Source organism: Embleya sp. NBC_00888, assembly GCF_045207655.1.
Classification (GTDB): domain Bacteria; phylum Actinomycetota; class Actinomycetes; order Streptomycetales; family Streptomycetaceae; genus Embleya.
In genome coordinates this window covers 1,994,729-2,011,932 of record NZ_CP108785.1, presented here as the reverse complement: position 1 = coordinate 2,011,932, position 17,204 = coordinate 1,994,729, and the positions used below count along the sequence as shown (strand labels likewise).

The 17,204-nt window shown below is 72.6% G+C and carries 19 protein-coding genes; 9 read left to right on the top strand and 10 right to left on the bottom strand.

What is annotated here, in order from left to right; genetic code table 11:
* Positions 1–92 precede the first annotated feature (92 nt).
* Positions 93–1,040: a LysR family transcriptional regulator gene (locus tag OG948_RS43110; RefSeq protein WP_331770439.1), complete on the bottom strand. Its 948-nt coding sequence runs from the start codon at positions 1,038–1,040 to the stop codon at positions 93–95.
* Between the two features lie 72 nt (positions 1,041–1,112).
* On the opposite strand from OG948_RS43110, the gene OG948_RS43105 reads away from it, so the two are divergent.
* Positions 1,113–2,039, top strand: a complete 927-nt coding sequence (locus OG948_RS43105; RefSeq protein ID WP_331770438.1) for a dihydrodipicolinate synthase family protein — start codon at positions 1,113–1,115, stop codon at positions 2,037–2,039.
* 100 nt (positions 2,040–2,139) lie between these two features.
* On the opposite strand, the gene OG948_RS43100 is transcribed toward OG948_RS43105, so the two are convergent.
* Both OG948_RS43100 and OG948_RS43095 read right to left on the bottom strand, forming a co-directional pair.
* Entirely contained in the window at positions 2,140–2,583 is a 444-nt protein-coding gene (locus OG948_RS43100; protein ID WP_331770437.1) for a protein-tyrosine phosphatase family protein, read from the bottom strand.
* Entirely contained in the window at positions 2,580–3,170 is a 591-nt protein-coding gene (locus OG948_RS43095) for a CGNR zinc finger domain-containing protein (RefSeq protein ID WP_331770436.1), read from the bottom strand. The genes OG948_RS43100 and OG948_RS43095 overlap by 4 nt, the downstream gene beginning before the upstream one ends.
* Positions 3,171–3,516: 346 nt before the next feature.
* Here OG948_RS43095 and OG948_RS43090 point away from each other — a divergent pair, with 346 nt between their 5' ends.
* On the top strand, positions 3,517–4,113 hold the full coding sequence (locus OG948_RS43090) for a GNAT family N-acetyltransferase (protein WP_331770435.1): 597 nt from the start codon (positions 3,517–3,519) through the stop codon (positions 4,111–4,113).
* Between the two features lie 127 nt (positions 4,114–4,240).
* Here OG948_RS43090 and OG948_RS43085 read toward each other — a convergent pair whose 3' ends face one another.
* The 3 genes from OG948_RS43085 to OG948_RS43075 form a co-directional block, all read right to left on the bottom strand.
* A complete protein-coding gene (locus OG948_RS43085; protein WP_331770434.1) occupies positions 4,241–4,951 on the bottom strand; it encodes a hypothetical protein in 711 nt (236 codons plus the stop codon).
* A gap of 16 nt (positions 4,952–4,967) precedes the next feature.
* Positions 4,968–5,984, bottom strand: coding sequence for an NAD(P)/FAD-dependent oxidoreductase (locus OG948_RS43080; protein ID WP_331770433.1), 1,017 nt, complete (start codon positions 5,982–5,984; stop codon positions 4,968–4,970).
* Between the two features lie 166 nt (positions 5,985–6,150).
* Positions 6,151–6,843 carry a hypothetical protein gene (locus OG948_RS43075; RefSeq protein ID WP_331770432.1) on the bottom strand — a complete coding sequence of 231 codons (693 nt, stop codon included), beginning with the start codon at positions 6,841–6,843 and terminating at the stop codon, positions 6,151–6,153.
* 747 nt (positions 6,844–7,590) lie between these two features.
* Between OG948_RS43075 and OG948_RS43070 the strand changes: the two genes are divergently transcribed.
* The 3 genes from OG948_RS43070 (at position 7,591) to OG948_RS43060 (ending at position 10,378) form a co-directional block, all read left to right on the top strand.
* Positions 7,591–8,250 carry a TetR/AcrR family transcriptional regulator gene (locus OG948_RS43070; RefSeq protein ID WP_331770431.1) on the top strand — a complete coding sequence of 220 codons (660 nt, stop codon included), beginning with the start codon at positions 7,591–7,593 and terminating at the stop codon, positions 8,248–8,250.
* A 377-nt stretch (positions 8,251–8,627) separates the two neighbouring features.
* Complete coding sequence (locus OG948_RS43065; RefSeq protein WP_331770430.1) at positions 8,628–9,698, top strand: squalene/phytoene synthase family protein; 1,071 nt, start codon at positions 8,628–8,630, stop codon at positions 9,696–9,698.
* A gap of 242 nt (positions 9,699–9,940) precedes the next feature.
* On the top strand, positions 9,941–10,378 hold the full coding sequence (locus tag OG948_RS43060) for a hypothetical protein (RefSeq protein ID WP_331770429.1): 438 nt from the start codon (positions 9,941–9,943) through the stop codon (positions 10,376–10,378).
* A gap of 176 nt (positions 10,379–10,554) precedes the next feature.
* Here OG948_RS43060 and OG948_RS43055 read toward each other — a convergent pair whose 3' ends face one another.
* The 3 genes from OG948_RS43055 to OG948_RS43045 form a co-directional block, all read right to left on the bottom strand.
* The gene (locus OG948_RS43055; RefSeq protein WP_331770428.1) at positions 10,555–11,328 is read right to left on the bottom strand and encodes an alpha/beta hydrolase; all 774 of its coding nucleotides are present in this window, start codon (positions 11,326–11,328) and stop codon (positions 10,555–10,557) included.
* Positions 11,329–11,430: 102 nt separating this feature from the next.
* Positions 11,431–12,306 carry an SGNH/GDSL hydrolase family protein gene (locus tag OG948_RS43050; RefSeq protein WP_331770427.1) on the bottom strand — a complete coding sequence of 292 codons (876 nt, stop codon included), beginning with the start codon at positions 12,304–12,306 and terminating at the stop codon, positions 11,431–11,433.
* Positions 12,287–12,868, bottom strand: coding sequence for a PadR family transcriptional regulator (locus OG948_RS43045; RefSeq protein WP_331770426.1), 582 nt, complete (start codon positions 12,866–12,868; stop codon positions 12,287–12,289). The genes OG948_RS43050 and OG948_RS43045 overlap by 20 nt, the downstream gene beginning before the upstream one ends.
* A 227-nt stretch (positions 12,869–13,095) precedes the next feature.
* Between OG948_RS43045 and OG948_RS43040 the strand changes: the two genes are divergently transcribed.
* A complete protein-coding gene (locus tag OG948_RS43040) occupies positions 13,096–14,007 on the top strand; it encodes a Ku protein (RefSeq protein ID WP_331770425.1) in 912 nt (303 codons plus the stop codon).
* 43 nt (positions 14,008–14,050) lie between these two features.
* On the opposite strand, the gene OG948_RS43035 is transcribed toward OG948_RS43040, so the two are convergent.
* Positions 14,051–14,320, bottom strand: a complete 270-nt coding sequence (locus OG948_RS43035; protein WP_331770424.1) for a hypothetical protein — start codon at positions 14,318–14,320, stop codon at positions 14,051–14,053.
* A gap of 316 nt (positions 14,321–14,636) precedes the next feature.
* On the opposite strand from OG948_RS43035, the gene OG948_RS43030 reads away from it, so the two are divergent.
* The 3 genes from OG948_RS43030 to OG948_RS43020 all read left to right on the top strand — a co-directional run bounded on the left by OG948_RS43030 (position 14,637) and on the right by OG948_RS43020 (position 17,097).
* Positions 14,637–15,893, top strand: coding sequence for a sensor domain-containing protein (locus OG948_RS43030; RefSeq protein ID WP_331770423.1), 1,257 nt, complete (start codon positions 14,637–14,639; stop codon positions 15,891–15,893).
* Complete coding sequence (locus OG948_RS43025) at positions 15,845–16,489, top strand: response regulator transcription factor (RefSeq protein ID WP_331770422.1); 645 nt, start codon at positions 15,845–15,847, stop codon at positions 16,487–16,489. The genes OG948_RS43030 and OG948_RS43025 overlap by 49 nt, the downstream gene beginning before the upstream one ends.
* Before the next feature lie 65 nt (positions 16,490–16,554).
* Positions 16,555–17,097 carry a hypothetical protein gene (locus OG948_RS43020; protein WP_331770421.1) on the top strand — a complete coding sequence of 181 codons (543 nt, stop codon included), beginning with the start codon at positions 16,555–16,557 and terminating at the stop codon, positions 17,095–17,097.
* The last annotated feature ends 107 nt before the right edge of the window (positions 17,098–17,204 follow it).

Below are 17,204 nucleotides of genomic sequence, written 5' to 3'. Positions count from 1 at the left end.
GACGGCGGCCATGATCGTCCGTCCGGACCCACCCGGACCCACGCCGGCTCACGCGCCGGGGCGTCGCCCGCGAGGCCCGGTCCCAGGGGATCTCACCCCTGCGGCGGGGCGGGCGAGTGCGCCGGGGGAGCCTGCTGTGCGGGGGCCAGTTCCGCCGGAACGCACGTGCGCAGCGCGTCGGCCGCCGCGAGCACCGCGGGGTGTTCGGCGGCGCCGCCGCGAAAGGCGATCGTGGTGCGCCGGTGGATCGGCAGCCTGGTCAGGGTCACCTCGGGCGGCGGATCCACGATGCCCAGGTGCGGTACGACGGCGACGCCCTGCTCCGCCGCGACCAGGGCCAGCACCGTGGCGAAGTCGTCCACCTGGTGTCGCACGTGTGGGGTGAAGCCGGCGGCCTGACAGGCGCGGATCGTCATGGCCTGGCACAAGGTGCCCGAAGTTGCGGTGATCCAGGGCGAGTTTCGCCAAGAACCGAGCATCGACGCGTCGGCCGTCCGGTCCGGCGCGGGTGACGTCGAGGCCAGGTACATCGGCTCGGTGCACAACGGCAGACCGGCCAGGCCGACCTCGTCCACCGGCGGTACGAAGTCGTACTCGTGGATCAGCGCCACGTCCAGGTCGCCCGCCCGCAGCGCGCCGGCGACCTCGGCCGGGTCGATCTCCAGCACCATCGGCTCCAGGCCCGGATGCCGTCGGCCGAGGCAGGTCAGCGCACCGAGGACGATGGTCCGGGTCGCGCTGGGGAAGGTGCCGATCCGCAGCGGCCCCGCCAGGCCGCGGCGGGTGTTCGCCAGGTCGGCCGAGGCCTGTTCCAGGTGCGCGAGGACGGCCTCGGTGTGGCGGACCAGGTTGTGTCCGGCCGGGGTGAGGGTGACCCGACGTCCCGTGCGCTCCAGGAGCGGGACCCCGGCTTCGCGTTCGAGGACGCCGAGTTGCTGGGAGACCGCGGACGGGGTGAAGGCGAGCGCCTCGGCGACCGCGGCGATCGTGCCGCGCAGGGACAGTTCGCGCAGCAGGCGCAGGCGGCGGACGTCGAGCATCAGTACAGCTTACGCTCACGTTCACGAATGTGAACTGGACCTGAAGGATCCGCGCGGGTCACCCTCGAAGGTATGACCCAGCAGCCGCCCCGACACGGGGTCCACGTACCGCTCGTCACGCCGTTCGCCGCCGACGGAGCCGTCGCGCGGGACGCGCTCGAAGAGCTCGCCCACGCCGTGCTGGCGGCGGGCGCCGAGGGGATCGTCGCCCTGGGCACGACCGCCGAGGCCGCCACGCTCGACGCCGACGAGCGGATCGCGGTCGTCGACGTGTGCGCCCGGGTCTGCGCGGAACACGACGCGGTACTGACCATCGGCGCCGGCGGCAACGACACCCGGGCCACGGCGGCGGCTCTCGCGGACCTCGCCCGGTGGCCGACGGCCGCCGCCGCACTGGTGCCCGTCCCGTACTTCACCCGCCCCTCGCCGGCCGGCGTGATCGCGCACTTCACCCACCTGGCCGACAACAGCCCCGTACCGCTGATCGTCTACCACATTCCGTATCGCACCGGGCAGTCGCTGGACGCGGCCGACCTGCGCGCGTTGGGGCGGCTTCCGGGCGTCGCCGGCGTCAAGTTCGCGCCGGGCGGCATCGATCAGGACGCGGTGGAACTGCTCGGCGACCTTCCGCCGGACTGCGCGATCCTGGCCGGCGACGACCTGTTCCTGTCACCGCTGCTGGCGTTGGGCGCGTCGGGCGGCATCCTCGCGTCGGCGCACCTGGCCACCCACCGATTCGTGGAACTGTGCGCCGCGTGGCGCGACGGCGACCTCGCCCGCGCGCGGGATCTGGGTCACGCGCTCGCGCGGTTGTCCGCCGCCGCCTTCGGCGAGCCCAATCCCACCGTGATCAAGGGCGTGTTGCACGCGCAGGGCCGGATTCCCACCGCGGACGTGCGGCTGCCGTTGTTGCCCGCAGGGCACGCGTCGGTCGAGCGCGCGTTGAAGCGACTGGCCGATTCGGGCGACGCGGCCGACCTCGGCGAACCGGCCGCGTAGGCGCGCACGGATCCGAGCTCGTGCCCGCCTGTGGAGTTCGCGCCCCTCCGTGCGCGGACTGCGCGTCGTGCGCGTCGCCGCGCGCGAGGAACGGGCGCGGTCACGAGGGGGGAAAGCGGGTTGCCCAGCGGCGTTGCCAGGGTGTCTCGACGGCGCGCGGGTGGTGGTGCCGACGGGTCCAGTCGACGGCTTCGGCGGGGTCGACGCCGGACAGGATGGCGAGGCAGGCGATGACGGTGCCGGTACGGCCGACGCCGCCTCCGCAGGCGACCTCGACCGAGGCGCCCGTACGGGCCCGTTCGTGCAGGGCCCGGATGTGCCGCACGGCCGCGTCCCGGTCGCGGGGCAGGCGGAAGTCGGGCCAGTCGAGCCACGCCTGCGGCCACGGCAGCGCGTCCTCGTGCCGACGGCGCAGGCGGTCGGAGCCGAGGTAGAGGCCGAATTGCGGCGGCGGTCCGTCGGGCAGCGGGTGGCGCAGGCCGCGACCGCGAATCGAGGTGCCGTCCGGGAGTCGGAGGGCGCCCACGAGGGGGGTGTCGCTCATCGGTTCACGCTCTCTTCCCTGCGGCGCGCGCGGTGGTTGGCGACATTGACCCGATTGCCGCATCGGTCGGGCATGCAGTAGCGGCGGCGGCCCGCCCGGCTGGTGTCCACGAACACACCCCGGCAGTCCGCGGTGGCGCAGGCCCGGAAGCGCTCGTGGCCGAGTACCCGGACGACGCCGAGCAGCCCGACGCCGATCAACGTGGCCAACTCGTCGGCGAGGTCGGCGTCGGGCGCGGTCGGGACGTACCACTGCCACCGGCGGTCGTCGTCGCGAACCAGCGTCGGGGCACGCCCGGCGCGGGCGACGAGCACGGTCGCGCCCGCGACGGCGTGCTCCTCGGTCTCGGTCTCCACGATCACCCGCACCTCGCGGCGCAGCAGTCCCACCGCGTGGAGATCCGCGGCGGTCGGCGTTCGTCCGTCGGCGACAGCGGCCGGCCGAAGGTCGTGCTCGGCCAGGAAGTCCGCCAGGGCGCCCGGGTCGGGGAGGGCGTCGCCGGTGGTGGGCCGCACGGTGGGTGAGGTGTTGATCAGGTCGGTCGCGATCGCCGCGCCGACGGCGTAGTCGGTGATGGGGATCCGCACGTGTTGCCCCCGTGATGACGGTAACTGGTCAACTGAGACTATAACCCTTACAAGATGTGGCGGGGAATCTCCGTGATCCCGCGACGACGCCGGCGCGACCGGTGTGTGACCGGGACGCGACCGCGGTATGGCCGGGCGGGGCGGGTCCGCCGGCACCGCGCGCGCCACGCCCGGCGTCGGGCCCGGGGTCGGGCCCAACTCGACCGCGCGAAGGCGTTGTTCGACACCGGCTCCGGTCGACCCCGGTCGGGTGGGTTTTTCGTGGCCACTGTTCGCGGGGTAGGGGCTTCGCGGACAATCGTTGCGAAGCCCCGACGCACGGGGTCGGCGGGAAGGGAGCAGGTCGTTGATCCGTTTCGCGCACCGCGCCAAGGGTGGGTCCGTGCTGGGGGCGGCACCGGGCCACCACGGGCCGTTCGGCGCCGACCTGCCGGTCGGCCATGCCGACGTTCGTCTCGTGCCCCGGGCCTACACCCATCCGGACACCCAGGTCCTCCTGCACGCGTTGTACGCGGAGCAGGTCGGCCTCTACGGGTTCGCCGATCATCCCGACACCAGCGAGCCTCGCGATCTGGAGCCCCCCGAGGGCCTGTTCGTGCTCGCCTACAACGGACACGCGCCGGTCGGCTGCGGCGGTTGGCGGACCATGCCCGGTCGGGCGGCGGAGATCAAACGCCTCTACGTCAGCCCGGAGCGGCGCGGGAGCGGCTACGGACGCCGCCTGCTCGCCACGCTCGAACACACCGCCGCCCAGGCCGGCGCACTGCGGCTGGTGGTGGAGACGGGCAATCGCAACATCGGGGCGCTCGCCCTGTTCGCCGCGAGCGGGTACACCCTTCGCGACGCCTACGTCCAGGGCCGTGATCCGGCCGTCAACCGCGCCATGACCAAGCCGCTGCTGCGCACGGCGGGTCGGGGCCCGCTCTCCGCGCCGCCGCGCTGATCCGCCCCGGGCGGCGCATCCGCGGCGGCGCGTCCGGACGGCTCGCGGGGTGCGGCGCGCGGTCTCGACGAGGCGACGTCGTCGACCCGCCCGGTGCCGCGGTGCCGTACTGCCGGCGTGCCCGGAGTCAGTCGAACAGCGACTCCTGCACGTCGAGCGGGGGCATGAACTCGGGTTCGAGCGCGGGCGGGGACGAGCCCGCGACGCGTGCGAGGTCCTCGAGCGTCGACCAGCGGCCGACGGCGACGCCCTGCGCGACCACGGTGTGGAACAGGTGTGCCAGCGCGTACGCGTCCCACGTGACGGCTCGTTCGGGCGGCGGTCGCAGGCCGATCCGCTGGAGCCGGGCGTCGAGGGACTGCGGCGCGGCGGTCGGGGCGACGACCGCGGCGAGGGCCGGCACGTCCAGGACGAGGGACGACGCGAGCAGTGGGCAATAGGCCCGCTGCTCCCACACGAGCGTCCTCTCGGCGAACGGCGATACCCCGAGCAGCGCGTGCGGGATGTCGCGCACCAGGTGACGCTCGACGCCGGCCAGCGCCTCGGCGAGCGAACCGGGGGCGGCCGGCGGTACCGGGACACCGATCGGCGCGGGCGGCGGGCTTCCGGGCGGGGGAGGTTCGATCGGGGCGTACGCCCGCCAGGCGACGTGACCACCGGGCCCGTGGTGGGTGAGCGCGGCGACCTCGACGGGGACCGGGCGATGCAACCCCCGGGTCTCCAGCCGAAAGCGCAACCCGACGAAGCGCACACCCGACAGCGGCGTCGTACTCGTTCGTTCGGCCACCCCCGGAGTGTAGGCGCCGGTGTCCCGGTCCCCGCGGAGCCACTCGCTCATGTCGCGCGGGGTCGGTTTACAGGCCGTGGCGGCGGTTGCCCAGGACCAGTTCGCACACTCGCGCCTCGTTCGCGGCCGAGAACGGGTCCCGGTGAGCGGCGACCGCCGCGCGGGTGGCCTCGTCGGTCAGGTCGCCGTCGATTCGGATCGCCGCCGTGGCACCCGCCGCCGCGGCGGCGCCGACCTGGGCGGTCGGGTCGGTGACGTTGCCGGCGACCCACACCCCGGGGACCTCGGTGCGACCGTCCGGTTCGGAAGGGATGTGCTCACCGGCTCCCGACGGATGTTCCACCGTTCGCAATCCGAGCCCGGACAGGAATCCGGCGCGCGCGACCATCCTCGGCGACACCGCGAGCGCGTCGAGGCGGAACGATGTGCCGTCGCCCAGGCGTACGCCCACGAGGCGATCGTCGACGACGTCCAGGGAGGACACCTCGCCGGCCGACACGCGGACGCCACGGGCGGCCAACCGCTCGGCGTCCTCGGCGGTCGGCGACAGGGTGTGCGCGAAGAACGTGACGTTGTCGCTCCATTGGCGCAGCAGCAGCGCCTGGTGCACCGACCGCGGCCCACCGCCCAGCACTCCGATGGCCAGGTCGCGGACCTCCCAGCCGTGGCAGTACGGGCAGTGCAGCACGTCCCGGCCCCACCTGGCCCGCAGACCCGGCACGTGGGGCAACTCGTCGACCAGTCCGGTGGTCACCAGCAGTCTGCGGGCGCGGACGGTGCGGCCGTCGGCCAGCGCCACGTCGAACCGGCCGTCGACCCCGGTCACGGCATCGACCTCGCCGGACACCACATGACCGCCGTACGCCCGGACCTCCGCCCGCCCGCGCTCCGTCAACTCCGCCGGCGACATCCCGTCCCGGCCCAGCAGCCCGTGCACACCTCCGGCGGGCGCGTTGCGCGGGGCGCCCGAGTCGACCACCACCACCGAACGCCGCGCCCGGGCCAGCATCAGCGCACCGTTCAACCCCGCGGCGCCGCCACCGATTACCACCACGTCATAGCCGTCCCGCAACCGATCGGTCATCGTGACCACCTCCACGACGACCATGCGACCGCATCGGCACTTCCGGCAAGATTCGTTGCCGATTCGGCAAAGGCGGTGACGTCGACGACGTGGTGACGCCGGTGTCGATCGTGGTCGGAAGCCGGTGGGGGCCGGCCGGCCCCCACCGGTCACGCGCACGGCACGGTCAACTGCCGGGGAGGTCCCACACGGTGACCTCGAGGCGGACGGGTGCGTTGCCGGCGGGTGGGCCGATCAGTCGGAAGTACGCGGTGCGGCCCTCGTTGGTGATCGCGCAGAAGGCGGAGCCCTGGGCGAGTTCGCCGGCCAGATAGGTGCCGCGCTTGGCGACCGCGTCGGCGCAGGTGGCGGGCGTCGGATTCGAATCGCCCTGGGGAAGTGCGGCCAGGGTCGGGGTGGAGCCGACGGTGACGAGTTCGGGCTTGGCGAAGGTATAGAGGAACACGATGTCCGCCGCCTTGTTCGACGGGCCGACCAGCGGGGGTTTGGTGTCGAGATCGACATATTCGTTCGACGGGTCGGCGGTGACCGTGCCGGGTCCGAACAGGACCGTAGGCGATTGACCACCCGACGGCCGTCCGCCCGTCGTCTGCCCGCCGGGGCCCGGCGTGCTCGACGCCGACCGGCCGCTCTCCGGCGGATTCTGTTGGGCCCGGGTGCCGGCCGTGGTGCTCGTACTCGTGGACGAGTTCTTCGAGTTCGAATCCGAATCGGACCCACTGACGGCGATCGTGACGAAGATGCCGATCAGCGGGATGGCGATGCCCACCACCCACCAGGCCCACCTGGGCTGGGACGGATGCGGCGGCGGTGGGGGAGGGTAACCGTGTGCACCCTGGTTTCCCGGCTGGTTGGTCAAGTCGCCTCCGTGGAACGGGTGGCCGGTCGGCGCGGGCACTCTACCCAACGATCCTTCCCGACCGCACCCCGCGATCATCCCCGTCCGCGCGAGCCGCGCGGACGAACGCGGACGCGCTCACATGGCCGAACGACCACGGTCACCCCCGGTGAGCCGGGTCACCTCGCGTGCGCGGCGCGGGCGGCACACCGAGCGGGGAGGACTGCCGTCCCAGGCTTCGAGAATCGCGTGCTGAGGCTTCGGATCCCGCGGCGTCTCCGGCTCGGGCGTTGTTGGTTTCAGGGTCCGATCGCGGCCTGATCGCGGGTTCGGTGACCTTTCGATCCCGGGCCGGGAGGCGGAGGCCGGGGGGCCAGGGCCGGGGTCACAAGGCAACGAGCCGCTGACCGGGCACGTCGTCCGCCGTCGGGTGCGAGGCGTGTGCGGTGTGCGGCGTTCGCGACGCCGGACCGGACCCCGCGTGCGCTGCCGGGGCGGCCTCGTGCCCGACCGGTGGGTTGTCATGCGCGGCGGTGCGTGCGTGAAGGTCGGCTTCATCGCCGGGCACGGCCACTCGGATGGGATGCCCATGGGCGCGCGCGGCGCGCGCGGCGTGCGATCGACCCTGGTGGGGTTGCGTGTTGCGGGGCGTGGTGGTGGACGTGGAACACTTCGTCTCGCGAGGGCGGTGGGCCCTCGGCGTCGGGCGGGTGTGGTCTCGTCGGTCGTGCCGTGCGTGGCCACGAGCAGCGGAGGAGGCTGGACGCGATGCCCGAATCCGCGCATGTGGCCCACGGGTTCGGCGTGCCCGGCCGCGCGCCGCATCCGCGCGCGGTGCGCAGCCGCGCCGCCGTGTTGAAGGCCGCGCGCGAATTGTTGCTCGAGGACGGCTGGGCCGCGGTCACCCACGTGGGTGTCGCCGCCAGGAGCGGCGTGGGCCGGACCACGGTGTACCGGCACTGGCCCGAGCCCACCGCACTGATCCGCGACGCGATCGTGCAACTCGTCGCCGAATACCGGGATCGGCTCGGCCCGGCCGTCGGCTCCCGGCCGGGCACCCGGACGGGCGGCCTGCGGGAGGAGTTGGTGGCCGCGCTCGACGGCACCCGGTTGCTGCTGCACGACCGTGAGGGCGAGCGGGCCATGCGGGTGTTGATCGAGCGCGCGTCGGATCCGGCGTTCGTGGGCGTCCGGGAGATCCTGCAACGCGCCGGTACCCATCCCTTCAGGGTGATCCTGGACGCCGCGAAGGCTCGTGGCGACCTCCCCGTCGATCTGGACGCGGACGCGGCGATCGACCGCCTCGTCGGGCCGCTGGTGTTCCGCCGACTCCTGGCCAACGGCACGATCGGCAAGGCGTACGTACGGCAGGTGGTCGACGACTTCCTCACCGCGCACGCCGAGCGCGGGCGACCCCGGGAGCGCTGACCCGAGCCGACGTGCCGCCCGCGTCGCGCCGAGGGCGTCGCGCCTCTTCCCGTTCCGACGCGGGCCGAACCGACCCCCGCCGGAGCGGGTACGGCCCTTCCTGCGCGCCCCGTCGCGTGCCGCCGTGGGGCGTCGGTCCGAGGCAGCCGCGGTCTTGCGCAGCGACGGTCGTACGGCGGATCGTTGCGAGTGCGCCGACAACCCCCGTGGTCGGCGCCCGGGCTGCCCGGCGATTTCACCCCCGGTCGCCGGGCGGCTCCCTCCGGGCGCGTACAACTCGTTTGCGGCGGACGGCGACCGCCGCCACGGCCCGTGCGCCGAACTCCGATCGCACTCCCGCCGGCTGATACTGTCCGTGCCGGTGGACAAGGCTTCGGGTGATCGAAATCGGGGGGCTCATGCGGTCGTGGCGGTATTGTCTGGACGCCGCGGGTGTGCGGGAGAGCACGCTGCGCGCCGACTACACGGCTGCCGAACGGTTCATGCGCCGGAGGGAGACGGCCGGTTGGGGCGCCTTGCGCTTCCTGACCCCGCCGGAGTTCCTGCCGCACGCGGTCGCCGGAGCAGCCCTCGCGTACTTCACCGACGACGTGTGCGACCGGGGTGACGCGGAGGGCCGCGCCCGGCGGTTCGAGGCATGGGCGACCCGGGTGCGGACGGCGCTGGACACCGGGACCGCGACCCACCCCCTGCTGCGCGCATACCTGCACGCGGCCCGGGAGAACGGCCTGCCGCGCGACTGGGCCGACGCCTACATGGCGGGCACACGGGCCGAGTTGACCTTTCCCGAGTTCGCGGACGAGGCCGAATACCAGTCCTACGTCGACACGTTGACCTGGCCCGGCGCGATGCTCAGCACCGGTATGACACCCCACCTCGTCTCGGACGAGGACTTCGCCGCCTCCGTCCGGCAGTTCGCCGACGGCTTCCAACGCACCGACCTGGTCTGCGACTTGGCGGAGGACCTGAGCGAGGGCCGACTGCGGCTGCCCAGGTCCGATCTCGACCGGTACGGCGTCACCCGCGCCGACCTGGAGTCGGGCCGGGACACCCCGGGCGTGCGTGCCCTGCTCGCGGCGACCGTGGCCACCGCCCGCGCCGCACTCGACTCCGGTACCCGTATCGTCGACGAAGTGCCGCACGAGTACCGTCCCTTGGTGCGCGGCGTGATCGACATCAGCCACTACCGCCTGGACAACGCCTGCGCCCTGGGCCCCTCGATCACCCGGCGCGCGGCCCGCGACAACCCGGCCGTGTGCGTACGCCTGCTCGTCCGGGCCCGCCGCATGGCCCCGCCGATCCGGCGGGCGAGTTCCCCGCACGATCCGAGCGGCACGGTCACCGCGGCGCTCTCGACACCGCGACCCGACTCGGACGTGGTCGTGCGAACGGGATCGCACCCGACGGTGATCACCGCGGCGGCAGGCCCGGAGTCGACGACGCGGTAGACCCGGCGCCGGCGGTCGTGGCGTCGCCACGACGTCCGATATGGGTACATGTGTGCGACCCGGGATCCTGCCCGCGCTCCGGCCGCGCCGCCCGTGTGCCTGATTGCTCGCCTGTCGGCCCGCCCGGCCGTCCCCATGCCCGAGGAGGACGCCGACCGCAGGTGCGTGCGTCCGGCTGCAATGGGTGCGACACGCCCGTGTGGCGCACCGATCGTGTCCGACCGATATCGCACAATGGCTCGATGATTCCGGATGACGAGTATCTGTTGAAACTGGGACGAGTGACGTACAGCCTTGCCCTGCTGGAGAGTGTGGTCCTGGGCGAATTGGCCCAACTTCCCGGTCTGCCTCCGGCTTTGGTGGCCCGCAAGTTGGCGGGCAAAAGCATCGAGGCGATCGCCCGGGCGCTGACCGACTCCGCGAACACCGGCAAGGTCGCGGACGCGACCACACGGGCCTGGCTCCAGGTCGCGGGTGGCGAACTCGCGGCGGCGGGGCGCATCCACCACGCGCTCAAGCACGCCCGTGCGGCCGAGGAGGGCGAGGTGGCGCAGCTCCATCGGCGAACCGGCGAAGCGGGCGACGCCGTGGACATCACCGCGGCCTGGCTGCAACGGGCCCAGGCCGACCTCGACGACGCGCTGCGCCAGGTCGCCGGAGCCCGGGCGAAGGCCGCCTGACCCTCGGGCGAGGTGCGCATCCGGCGTGATCCGCCGCCGGATGCGCCCGGCACGCCCGGCGAACGGCTGACCCACCCCACCCCTACCCCGACCTGTCGACGCTCGGCCGATCCGTCGCCACCCGCCGACGCCGGGCCAGCACGACGACCGCGCGGGTCGCCGCGGCCGGCGTGTCGTCAGGGGTTCGTCGGGGCGAACGCCTCGATCATCGGGATCAGCAGATCGGCGCGCGTGATCGCGCCCATGTGCGTGGTGCCCGGGAGGACCGCCAGCCGGGCGTTCGGGATGAGTTCGTACATGCGCACGGCGTGCTCCAGTCGGATGAAGTCGGTGTCGCCGAGGACCAGGAGCGTGGGGGCGGTGATCGCGCGCAACTCGTCCTCGGTCCACTCGACGAAGCCGTGGGCCAGGGGCTGGAGCCTGGCCAGGGTGGCCTCGAAGCGGGTCGGGTCGGGGGCGACCCGGGCGTATGCCTCGACCATCGCCTTGAAGTCGTCCTCGGTCGGCAGGCGCTCGGAGGTCTGCTCGGGGGCGGTGATCTCGGCGTAATAGCCGTCGTGGCGGTAGTGCGTCGACACCAGGACCAGACGGTCGACACGCTCCGGGTGCCGCACGGCGGTGCGCAGCGCGACCAGGCCGCCGAGGCTGTATCCCAGCAGGTCGGCGCGGGCGATGCCCAGCCGGTCGAGGAGCGCGACGACGTCGTCGGAGAAGAGCTCCAGGGACATGTCGCGGTCGGTGTCCGCGGTGTGCCCGTGGCCTTGGAACTCGACCGCGATCACCCGCCGACGGGCGGTCAGTGCGGGAAGCAGTGCGGCGAAGCTCAGGTCGATGGTCTGGGCGCCACCGTGCAGGATCACCAGCGGCGGCCCGTCGATGCCGTGCGACTCGTAATACATCTCGATGCCGTTCACCGAGGCGTATCCGACGGTGGGGGTGCCGATCGTCATGGTGGCGTCCTGCTTTCCGGTCGGGGTCGGGCGGGGTCGGGCGGTGCTCAAGTGATTTGACCGTTTCGCCCACCCAAAACTCATCGCGACACACCCGAGGGATCACACGTCGGCGCCGAGACCGCCCGCCCCGCCTGTCGCGAGGTCGACCCGCCCGAGGACCGTGGGCGAGTCGGGGGCGGCGGTCCACGGCAGGAGGTCGGGCCGCTTCGCGGTGCGGCCGTCGCCGGAGGAGCGGCCGCGCACCCGCCGTACCAGCCACGGCCCGAGGAACGCGGCGCCCCAGCGCACCTCGGCCACCGCGGCTCGCGGTCCGGTCGGGGTCGGCAGCGGGGGCAGCGGGAGCGTCCAGGTGTCGTCGCTGCCGGGAAGCCCCAGGGCGTCGGCGATGGCCGCGGCGATGCGGTCGTGGCCCAGGGGACTGGCGTGCAGCCGGTCCCGGCTCCACAACCTCGGGTCGGTGGTGACGGGAGGGTACGCCGTTTCGGCGACCGTGACGTGATGGCGGGCGGCGGCCGCGCGGATCCGGGCGTTGAGATCGAGCACGCGTGGCCGCAGCGGTCGGGCGAGCGGCGCGATCCGGCCGACGTCGGGGAAGGTGGCGGTGGCGACCCGGGCCCCGGAGGCGGTGAGCGCGGCGAACATCTCCTCCAGGTGGGCGACCACCTCCGCCGCGTCGAATCGAGGCCGGAGCAGGTCGTTGACCCCGGCGAGGACGGTGGCCAGATCCGGTCGCAGGGCCAGCGCGGGTCCGAGTTGTTCGGCGCGGACCTGTTCCGCGACCCGTCCGCGTACGGCCAGGTTCGCGTACCGGAGGGAGGGGTTGGCGACCGCGAGTCGCTCGGCGAGGCGGTCGGCCCACCCGCGCAGGCCGGTGGCGTCGTCTCCGTCGCCCAGCCCTTCGGTCTGGCTGTCGCCCAAGGCGACATAGCGTGCGTACGTCACGGGTTTCGGGTGTTCACCGTGGGGTGTGGACATGGGTCGTTCGCCTTTCCCTCTCCCGGAGGACGCCCGCGACGCGCAGGCACCAGTCCCGGTTGCCTCGTTCGAAGGCCAGGCCGCGGACGCAGGTCAGGTAGGGCCCGATCCGCTCGCCGCGGAGGAGGAACTCCTCCTCGTCCAGATCGCCGCGCATCCGGCGCAGCAGGTCGCCGAAGAGCGCGATCCGGGCCTCGGCGGCGGACGCGCGCTCCTCGAGGTGGGCGATCATCGGCCCGGTGGCGACGTAGTCGACGGCCTGGACCTTGACCGCCAGGTCGTCGCGGATGAAGGACGGCTTGGACACCGCCGCCGCGAACCGCTCCAACTCGGCCAGGCCCGCGTCGGAGACCCGGAACAGGCGCTTGTTGGGCCGCGTCTCCTGGATCACCTGCCGACCGGTGACCAGGCCCTCCTTCTCCAGCCTGGCCAACTCGGCGTAGAGCTGCTGGGGCAGTGCGTGCCAGAAGTTCGCGACGCCGATGTCGAACGCCTTGGCCAGTTGATAGCCGCTGTACTCGCCGTCCAGCAGCGCCGCCAGTACGGCATGCCGCAAGGCCATCGCAGCGTCCCTTCCGATCGTCTTTCCAGGCATCCGCCGTCCCGGCATCATACTCAAGAAAGTGACTAGTCATATTCATGAGTACGAGGAGACGTGATGGACACCGCGGCACACTTTCGCGCCGCCGTCGAGGCGCAGGACCGCGCCGCGCTGGGTCGAGGCGCCGAGGCGGCGGCCGGCCTACCGTTGAAGATGGTCATTTCCCATCAAAACGGTCAGAGGTCGGTATGCGGGCGTCGTGGAAGGGTGCCATTTCGTTCGGGCTGGTGAGCATCCCGGTCCAGCTTTACTCGGCGGTGTCCGAGCATCGCTCGCCAGGCCATCAGGTGCATCGGGAGGACGGTGGCCGGATCCGGTACAAGCGGGTGTGCGAGCTGGAGGGCGAGGAGGTCGCCTATGCGGACATCGCCAAGGCGTACGAGTCCTCGGACGGTCGTCAGGTCGTCCTCACGGACGAGGACATGGCCGAGCTGCCGCTGCCGAGCAAGAAGGTCGTCGACGTCCTGGCCTTCGTCGACGAGGCCGGGATCGACCCGTTGACACTGTCCAAGCCCTACTACCTGGGGCCCGCGACGCCGGCGGCGACCAAGCCGTACGTGCTGATCAGACAGGCCCTGGCCGGGCAGTCCAGGGCCGCGGTCACCAAGATCACGCTGTCCACGCGGGAGAGCCTGGCGCTGGTCCGCGCCCGGGGCGACCTCCTCACCCTCCAGACCATGTTGTGGCCGGACGAACTCCGGGCCCCCGAGGGCATCGCCCCCACGGAGAACGTCACCATCCGCCCCCAGGAGCTGAAGATGGCGGCCTCGCTGATGGACACCCTCAGTGAGGACTTCGACCTGGGCGACGTGCAGGACGACTATCAGCGCGCCCTGGACGCCCTGGTCGAGGCCAAGGCCACCGGTGCCCACCCCGACGAGGTCGCCGCGCGCTCGACCGGCGAGAGCAATGTGGTCGACCTGATGTCGGTGTTGACCGCGAGCGTCGAGGCCGCCGAGAAGGACCATCCCAAGCCGGCGAAGCGCACCGATACCAAGGCGCCCGCGACGACGAAGACCCGGGCGTCGGCGAAGGCCGCTACCGGCCGCGCCTCGGCGAAGAAGACCACGACGACGCGGCCGCGCCGGAAGACGGGCTGACGCGGCGGCCGTCGGACGCACTCGGCTCGCGCCGTTGTCGTCGTCAGGTGGCCTCGGAGGACTCCCGGGCGAGGGCCGCCAGGGCGGCGAGCTTGAGCACGTCGCGATCGGGGGCGCTGTCGGCGCCCGCGGCGGCGCGGGCGGTGATCAGGGCTCGCATGGCGTGCAGGCGGGCGGCCCGGCCCCGGTGCAGCGCTTCCTCGTCGCCGAGTTCGGCCGCCCGGAGGCAGGCGAGATGGGCACGCTCGAACCCGAGCTGGAAGTCGAGCAACGGCAACAGGCGGGCGGGCAGTGATTCGGGTTGTTCGGACATGTGTTCGAGAATAGAGCCTGCCGCTCCGACCTGTCCCCGCGCCGAGGCAGATGGGTGGATCACCCGCCGGGTCGCGGGCCAGGGCGTGTCTTCAGGAATCGCGTGTTCCCGACAATCCCTGCGATTCGGCCGCCGAGAGGGGACATTCCTCTACCGACAGACCGCACCGGGCCACCGCATACTGGCCACAGCCCATGGGCCGACGTACCGAATCGCATCGAGAGGCGCACGACGGATGAATCACACGGGGCACGGCGGCGGGACTCGGTCGCGGGGGACGGGCGAGGGTCATCGGCTCCGCGCGGGGTTGGTGGCCGTGGGGCGATCGGTGGCGTTGTGGGGGCTGTCGTTCGTGGCGACGCTCCTGTCGTTGGCGCTCTCGCTGGTCGTGCTGTTGCTCGGTACCGGTCTGGGCCTGCCGTTGCTCGCGCCCGTCGTGTGCGCGGTCCGGCGACTGGCGGACCGGCAGCGCGAGTTGGCCCATCGGTGGTCCGGAGTGCGGATCCCGGCCCACTACGCCCCGGCGCCCGCGCGGACCCCCGGCCTGCGAGGTCTCCTCGCGCGGCTCCGGTGGATCGTCCGGGATCCGCAGACATGGCGTGACTGGTTGTGGGTGGCGATCGACCCGATCGTCGGTGCGCTGATCGCGGTCGGTCCCAGCGCGCTGATCCTCGGTGGCCTGTGGGCGATCGCCCTGGCGTTCCACGGGGTCGCGTGGACACAGGAGTGGGACGGCCTGTGGTATCTGTTCATCCCGATCAAGGGGCAGGCCACCGCCACCCTGGCGGGTGTGCTCGGGCTGCTCCAACTGCCGTTGGCCCTGTGGCTGGCACCGCGTTCGGTACGCCTGCACGCCCGGTACCTCCGGGCCGTGCTCGCGCCCGGCGAGAAGGCGCTGATGGCGCACCGCATCGAACACCTCACCGCCACGCGGTCCGAGGCGGCCGACACCCGTTCGGCCGAGATCCGGCGGATCGAGCGCGACCTGCACGACGGCGCCCAGGCCCGCCTGGTCGCGATGGGCATGACGCTGGGCGCCGCCGAGCACCTGCTCGACAGCGATCCCGCCGCGGTGCGCGAACTGCTGGTCCAGGCACGCGAATCCTCGTCCGCCGCGCTGGCGGAACTGCGTGACCTGGTGCACGGGATCCACCCACCGATCCTGGCCGACCGGGGCCTGGGCGACGCCGTACGCTCACTCGCCATGGTCTGCCCGCTCGACGTGCGCGTCACCGTCGATCTGCCGGGGCGGGTGGAGGCGCCGGTGGAGTCGGCCGTGTACTTCGCCGTCTCGGAGGTCCTGACCAACGCCGTGAAACATTCGGGCGCCGAGCGGGTCGACCTCGCCATCCACTACGATCGCGGGCTGCTGCGCGTCGAGATCACCGACGACGGCCGAGGCGGCGCGGACGTCAACCGGGGGAGCGGACTTCGAGGCGTCCAGCGACGGCTCGCCGCCTTCGACGGGGTCCTGGCCGTACACAGCCCGCCGAACGGCCCGACCCTGGTGACCATGGAGATCGTGTGCGCATCGTCCTCGCCGAAGATCACTTCCTCCTCCGGGACGGCGTGATCCGACTGCTCCGGGCGTACGGCCACGACGTCGTCGCCGCCGTGGAGAGCGGGCCGGACCTGCTGACCGCACTCACCGGACTGCGACCCGACGTCGCGATCGTGGACGTCCGGCTGCCCCCGACGTTCACCGACGACGGCCTCCGCGCGGCCCTCGAAGCCCGCCGCCGGATGCCGGGGCTGCCCGTACTGCTGCTGTCCCAATACGTCGAGCCGCTGTACGCCCACGAATTGCTCGCCGACGGCGCGGGCGGAGTCGGCTACATCCTCAAGGACCGCGTCTTCGACGGCGGACAGTTCGTCGACACCATCCGACGGGTGGCCGACGGCGGCACCGCGATGGACCCGCACGTGGTCTCCCAACTGCTCACCGGCAAGGACCGCGACACCCACCTGGGCAGCCTGACCCCGCGCGAACGCGAGGTGTTGGAATGGTTGGCCCAGGGCCGCTCCAACGCGGGCATCGCCGAGGGCCTGTTCATCACCGAGAAGGCGGTCGCCAAGCACATCGGGAGTATCTTCACCAAGCTCGATCTCCAGCCGTCCGACAGCGACAACCGACGGGTCCTGGCGGTGTTGGCGTACCTGGACCACTGAGTGCCCGTCCGGCCCGGTTCGGCCTGCCGGTCGGTCCGTGGGGGCTGGGTCGCTATCGTGCGGTCGTGACCGGCTCCGTGCAGCGTCCGCTGCGCTTCCTCGACGTCGATGGACCGCTGCTTCCCTTCGGGGCGGCCGAGTATCCGACCCATGGTTCGGATCCGGAGCGCTTGGACGCCGACGCGAACCCCCTTCTGGCCAGGGCCGATCCGGAGCACGGATCGCGACTGCTGGGGCTGGCGTGCGAGCTGCTCTGGGCCACGGCGTGGATGGAGGAGGCGAACCGATACATCTCCCCTCGGATCGGTCTACCGGAACTCGCCGTGGTGATCTGGCCGGAGCAGTCCGCCATCGACGACCAGGACGAGCGCGACGGCCTGCATTGGAAGACCCGCACACTCGTACTCCGGGCGGCGGGCCGCCCGTTCGTCTGGATCGACGACGAGGTCACCGACACCGACCGAGCATGGGTCGCCGCCCACCACAAGGGCCCCGCCCTCCTCCACCGTGTCGACCCCCGCCCGGGCCTCACCGAAAGCGACTTCACCACCATCACCGCGTGGCTGAACACCCTGACGAGCCCACCTGCCCCGCGCGACGCGGTGTGACGGCGACCGGGTCGAGGGTTTGTGTCACACGCGGGGACCGTCGTGCGTCTTCATGGGGACAGGGCGACGCCGGCCGGGGTCGGTGTCGTTTCGTCTTCGGTCGGTGG